General features: G+C 62.1%; 3 protein-coding genes and 1 pseudogene. 2 read left to right on the forward strand and 2 right to left on the reverse strand.

What is annotated here, in order from left to right:
• Nucleotides 1–119, reverse strand: a pseudogene (locus tag WCB02_RS11175) (DNA-binding response regulator); the annotation flags it as partial.
• A complete protein-coding gene (locus WCB02_RS11180; RefSeq protein WP_423958210.1) occupies nt 109–3,480 on the reverse strand; it encodes a hybrid sensor histidine kinase/response regulator in 3,372 nt (1,123 codons plus the stop codon). The gene WCB02_RS11180 and the pseudogene WCB02_RS11175, both read right to left, overlap by 11 nt.
• Before the next feature lie 185 nt (nt 3,481–3,665).
• Here WCB02_RS11180 and urtA point away from each other — a divergent pair, with 185 nt between their 5' ends.
• Nucleotides 3,666–4,928 (forward strand): urea ABC transporter substrate-binding protein, encoded by a 1,263-nt coding sequence (gene urtA / locus WCB02_RS11185; RefSeq protein WP_423958211.1) that lies wholly within the window; start codon nt 3,666–3,668, stop codon nt 4,926–4,928.
• A 216-nt stretch (nt 4,929–5,144) separates the two neighbouring features.
• Nucleotides 5,145–6,071: an urea ABC transporter permease subunit UrtB gene (gene urtB / locus WCB02_RS11190; protein ID WP_423958212.1), complete on the forward strand. Its 927-nt coding sequence runs from the start codon at nt 5,145–5,147 to the stop codon at nt 6,069–6,071.
• Nucleotides 6,072–6,204 lie beyond the last annotated feature (133 nt).

Here is a 6,204-nt window from a genome sequence, read left to right on the forward strand (position 1 = left end):
TCGAGCGCGACCATCACCGTCATGCCGGCACCATCGAGCGCATCGGTGAGCAGGCGAAGCGTCTCCGGCGAGTCATCGACGACGAGCGCGACGTCGCGCTTTTTGGGGTCAGTGTTCATACGCATGCAGGGTTTTCAGGGTTGCCATGTACTGGTCGAGATCGAAACGGTCGACCAGCGAGCGCATCTGCGCGACGAAATCGGCATGTTCGGGATAATTGCTGCCGATCTCGTCCAGCTTGACCTGGATGGCGCGGATATAGCCGATCTGCCCGAGCCCGATCAGCTCCTCGATATGTTTCACCGGCGGACGCGAGCCGCCATCCGGGCGCCAGCGCGGCACCGCGACCTGATCGGTCTCATAGGTCCAATCGATCTTCAGCAATTGGCGGATGGTTTCCAGGAGGCGGGGGATGTCGATCGGCTTCATCAGATAGCCGTCATGGAACGGTTGCGCCAGCGGGGTGCCGTGGGCTTCGAGCGCGCTGGCCGAAACCATCAGGATACGGGCCTGGTGGTGACCGGTCCTGCGCAGCGTCTCCGCTACCTTCCATCCATCCATCCCGGACATCGAGATATCGAGCAGGAACAGATCAGGCCGACAATGTTGGGCAAGCGTGAGGCAGGCGGGCCCGTCCGGCGCGCTGAGCAAGATAAAGCCGAGCGGCGTGAGCACTTCGCGCAGCAGGTCGCGCTGCACGGGATCGTCGTCGGTGACCAGGATGGTCTTGCGCGCGCCGTGATAGCCGGAGACGGGAGCCTCGACCGGCGCATGGCGCGTCGGATTGGTGACTTCCGACAGCAGGATCTTGACGCGGAACGTGCTGCCGACGCCGACCTTGCTCGTCACCTTGATGTCGCCTCCCATCACGCCCGCCAGCAGGCGGCTGATGGTCAGGCCAAGGCCGGTGCCGGTCTGCGGCTGCGCGACGCCCAGCGCGCCGCGTTCGAACGGCGCGAAGATGCGTTCGATATCGTCGGGCTGGATGCCTGGACCGGTGTCGGTCACCTCGAACTCGGCGACCGGGCTGCGGTAGTGCACGATGAAATGCACGCTGCCGGTCTGCGTGAACTTGATCGCATTCGACAACAGGTTGATCAGGATCTGGCGCAGCCGTTTTTCGTCGGCGTAGACCACGAGCGGCAGCACCGGCGGCCGCCTGAAGACGAAATCGATGCCCTTGGCCACTGCCTGCACCCGGAACATGCCGACCAGTTGCTCGATGAATTCGCTGAGGCGAACCTCGTCCCGCGACAGATAAAGCCGCCCGGCCTCGATCTTGGATATATCGAGGATGCCGTCGATCAGCCCGGAGAGATGATCGGCGCTGCGGCGGACCACGCGCACCTGATCGCGCGGCTTGGTCTGCAGCGTGGTGTCCTGCTCCAGTAACTGGGCGTAGCCGGAGATGGCGTTCAGCGGTGAGCGTAGCTCATGACTCAAGCCCACCACGTAGCGGCTCTTGGCGAGGTTGGCGGATTCGGCAACCTCCTTGGCGCGCTGCAACTCGGCGTCGGTTCGCTTGTGCGCGTCGATTTCCTGGATCAGCAGCGCGGTCTGCCGCCTTGTCTCGTCCTCGGCCGCGCGCCGGCTCTGTTGCGCCAGCACGAACAGCCACGCGACCACGCCGATGATGATGGTCAGCGCGAAGAACACCTTCCACAGCACGCTGGAGACAACCACCTTGTCGATCGGGACGGCGGCCGATGTCTGCAGGTAGATCAGGCCGAGCGTCAGCGCGACCAGGCCGGCGGCGACCAGGAACACGCCGATATAGTGGCCGAGTTGCGAGTTGATCCTGGCGTAGATCGGCTGCGGCAGCAATTTGCCCAAGGTTTCGGCAACCTGTGCCTGCACCCGCGCGTGCGGTTTGCAGAGATCGTGGCAACGGGCGTCGAGCGAACAGCATAGCGAGCAGATCGGGCCCGCATAGGCCGGGCAGGAGGACATGTCCTCAGGCTCGAACGTATGCTCACAGATGCAGCACTGGATCGCCTCGATGTTCTGCCAGCTGCGTTTCGGTTTGCGCGCGATGTAATACTTGCCGCCGGTCAGATAGGCGATCAGGGGGGCGGTGATGAAGGCCACCGTCAAGGCGACGAATGCCGACAGTGCCTTGGTGGTCGGGCCGAACACGCCGTAGAACGCCGTGATGGAGACCACGGTCGCAATCGTCATCGCACCGACGCCGACCGGATTGATGTCGTAGAGATGGGCGCGCTTGAACTCCATCTGCTGCGGACGCAGGCCGAGCGGTCTGTTGACGACGAGATCGGAGACCAGCGCTCCGACCCAGGCAATGGCGACGTTGGAATAAAGCGCCAGCGTCTGCTCCAGCGCCTTGTAGACGCCGATCTCCATCAGGAGCAGTGCGACCAGCACGTTGAAGACCAGCCAGACCACGCGGCCGGGATGGTTGTGGGTCAGCCGCGAGAAGAAATTCGACCACGCGATCGAGCCGGCATAGGCGTTGGTGACGTTGATCTTGAGCTGCGACAGGATCACGAATGTGCCGGTCAGCGCCAGCGCGAGTTGCGGCTGCGACAGCACGTAGCGGAAGGCCTCGAGGTACATGTAGGCCGGTTCGGCCGCATGTTCGGCCGACACGCCATGGCTCAGGGCGAAGTAGGCCAGGAACGAGCCCGCCAGCAGTTTCAGCGCGCCGAGCACGATCCAGCCGGGGCCGGCGCACACCATGGCGATCCACCATGATTTGCGCGAGGTGCGGCGATCGCGGGGCAGGAAGCGCAGGAAGTCGACCTGTTCACCGATCTGCGCCACCAGCGAGAACACCACCGAGGCGGCGGTGCCGAACAGCAGAAGATCGAGATGGCCGCCGGGCTCGCCGGGTGCGCCGGTGAAACTCGTCCACTCGGCGAAGGCGCGTGGATCGGCATAGGCGATGGCGGCAAAGGGCAGGATGTGAAGCACGACCCACAGCGGCTGTGTCCACAACTGGAAGCGGCTGATCAGCGTGATGCCGTGGGTGACGAGCGGAATGATGACGACGGCGCTGATCAGATAGCCCACCGGCCGCGGGATGCCGAAGCACATCTCGAGCGCGGAGGCGAGAATGACCGCCTCGATGGCAAAGAAAATGAAGGTGAAGGACGCGTAGATCAGCGAGGTGATGGTCGAGCCGATATAGCCGAAGCCCGCGCCGCGGGTCAGCAGGTCGATGTCGATGCCGCATTTTGCAGCATGATAGGCGATCGGCAGGCCGCAGCAGAAGATGATGACACTGACGACCAGGATCGCCGCGGTCGCGTTGGTGACCCCATAGTTGAGCGTGATGGTGCCGCCGATCGCCTCCAGCGCCAGGAACGAGATGGCGCCGAGCGCGGTATTCGCGACGCGGGCGGCGGACCAGCGCCGCGCGCTTTTGGCGGTAAAGCGCAGCGCATAATCTTCCAACGTCTGATTGGCAACCCATTGATTATATTGGCGCCTGACGCGGTCTATCCGCTGTCGCCCTGCCACCTATGTCAACTCCTGCCGAAGATCTCTGGTCAGCTTCCCAATACGCAAGCCTCGCAAGACCCGGGCCAAACCTACGTCGCTATTTTGCGGTGCAATATACGCGATCTTGCGTATCAGGGCAGCGCATAATTTCAGCAATCCTGTTTCGAACTTAACGCGTGTCCTCGAACCGAAATGGGGTGTTTATGTCAGACGAAATCAAACCGGGCCTCAAGTCGCCACTTCGGCGCAAGCTGTTGATGGGAATGGCCGCCTTGCCGGCCATCACGATGCTGCCGCGGCCGTCCTTTGCCGACACGCCCGCAACTTCCGCGGTCAACACCACGGGTCTTGCGGTCACTGATAGTGAAGTGACGGTCGGCATCCTCCACTCGGTTACCGGCACCATGGCGATCTCGGAGACCGGCTCGGTGGAGGCGGAAAAGCTCGCCATCTCCCAGATCAACGAGCAGGGCGGCGTGCTCGGCCGCAAGATCAAGTTCATTCAGGAGGATGGCGCCAGCGACTGGCCGACCTTCGCCGAAAAGGCGAAGAAGCTCCTGGTCAACGACAAATGCGCCGCTGTATTCGGCTGCTGGACGTCGGCCTCGCGCAAGGCGGTGCTGCCGGTATTCGAGCAGTATAACGGCATGCTCTATTATCCGACCTTCTACGAAGGCCTCGAGCAGTCCAAGAACGTCATTTATACCGGCCAGGAAGCCACCCAGCAGATTCTCGCCGGCCTCGACTGGGTCAACAGGACCAAGGGCTCCAAATCCTTCTATCTGCTCGGCTCCGACTACATCTGGCCGCGGACCTCGAACAAGATCGCGCGCAAGCACATCGAGAACCATCTGACGGGCTGCAAGGTGGTCGGCGAGGAATACTTCCCGCTCGGCAGCACCCAGTTCAACTCGGTGATCAACAAGATCAAGCTGACCAAGCCGGACGTCATCTACGCCATCATCGTCGGCGGCTCGAACGTCGCGTTCTACAAGCAGCTCAAGGCGGCCGGCATCGATTTGTCGAAGCAGACGCTGCTGACGATCTCGGTGACCGAAGATGAAATCGACGGCATCGGCGGTGAGAACATCGCCGGCGCCTATGCCTGCATGAAGTATTTCCAGTCGCTCGACAACCCGAACAACAAATTGTTCGTGCCCGCGTTCAAGAAGATGTGGGGCGAGAAGACGGTGATCGGCGACGTGACGCAGGCGGCCTATCTCGGTCCCAATCTCTGGAAGCTGACCGCGGAAAAAGCCGGGTCGTTCGACATCGACAAGATCGCGGCCGCGTCTCCGGGGGTCGAGTTCAAGGGCGCGCCGGAAGGCTACGTCCGCATCCACGAGAACCATCATTTGTGGTCGAAGACGCGCGTCGGTCGGGCACGTACGGATGGTCAGTATGACGTGATCTACGAGACTGCCGATCTGGTCGAGCCGAACCCCTTCCCCAAGGGCTACCAATGACCGATCGTCATTGAGGGGCTCGCGCTCACGCATCTTCCCGAACTTCCTGACGTGGACCGATCCGGCCCGGACCACGCTCGAGAGCCTCGCGTCGCGAAACTCGCGGCGCGAGGACCTCCTGCCCCAAGAGTTCCTGCTTTCACGAGTCCTGCTTCCAAGACTTTCCGCTTCTAAGACTGCCTGACTTGGTGACTTTCTGATCACGGAGAACGGATCATGTTTGGTGACTATTCGCTCAGCGACCTCGGCGCCATTTTCGCGATGCAGGGCTTCGCGGGGCTGATCCTGTTGTCCGTCTACGTACTGATGGCGCTAGGGCTTGCCATCATTTTCGGCCAGATGGGCGTCATCAATATGGCGCATGGCGAGTTCATGATTCTCGGCGCCTATGTCACCTGGATGACGTCGGGAGCCTTCCAGCAATATCTGCCCTCGCTGTTTCCGATCTACTTCTTTGTCGCGATGGTCCTCGCGTTCATCGCCTCAGGTGCGCTCGGTATGCTGGTGGAATGGGCGCTAATCCGGCACCTGTACAAACGACCGCTCGATACGCTGCTCGCGACCTGGGGCCTGAGCCTGATCCTGCAGCAGGCCTACCGCTCCATATTCGGCGCGCGCGAGGTCGGTGTCGATCTGCCGGACTGGATGATGGGCTCGTGGCAGGCCACGGACACCATCCAGATCCCGATCAACGGCATGTTCGTGATGGTGCTGACGATCCTGATCACGGTTGCGGTTGCCTACGTGCTGTTCTGGTCGCGGTGGGGCAAGCAGGTGCGCGCGGTGGTGCAGAACCGGGTGATGGCCGGCGCCGTCGGCATCAACACCGACAAGGTCGATTGCCTCACCTTCGCGCTCGGCTGCGGCATCGCCGGCGTCGCGGGATCCGCCTTCACGATGATCGGCTCGACCGGGCCGACCGCGGGCCAGCTCTACATCGTCGATACCTTCCTCGTCGTGGTGTTCGGCGGCGCAGCCAGCCTGCTCGGCACGATTGCCTCCGCCTTCACCATCTCGCAGACACAGTCGACGCTGGAGTTCTTCCTGTCGGGCTCGATGGCCAAGGTCATCACGCTGCTTGCGATCGTCGCCATCCTGATGATGCGGCCGCAGGGGCTGTTCGCGCTCAAGGTCCGCAAATAGCGGACGGCAACAAAAAACAAGAAAGCTGGGTCATGATCATCAACTCGCGCTTTTTCAGCCGCTCCGAACTCATCGGTTTCGTGTCGCTGCTGCTCCTGCTCGTGATCATCCTGCCGTTGACGCTGGATATCTT

Origin of the sequence: Bradyrhizobium sp. (genome assembly GCF_049581145.1) — a bacterium.
Lineage (GTDB): Bacteria > Pseudomonadota > Alphaproteobacteria > Rhizobiales > Xanthobacteraceae > Bradyrhizobium.

What these genes read in the sequence shown, in the direction of transcription:
- urtA (WP_423958211.1), top strand. Translation starts at nt 3,666, where the DNA reads ATGTCAGACGAAATCAAACCGGGCCTCAAGTCGCCACTTCGGCGCAAG.
- urtB (WP_423958212.1), top strand. Translation starts at nt 5,145, where the DNA reads ATGTTTGGTGACTATTCGCTCAGCGACCTCGGCGCCATTTTCGCGATG.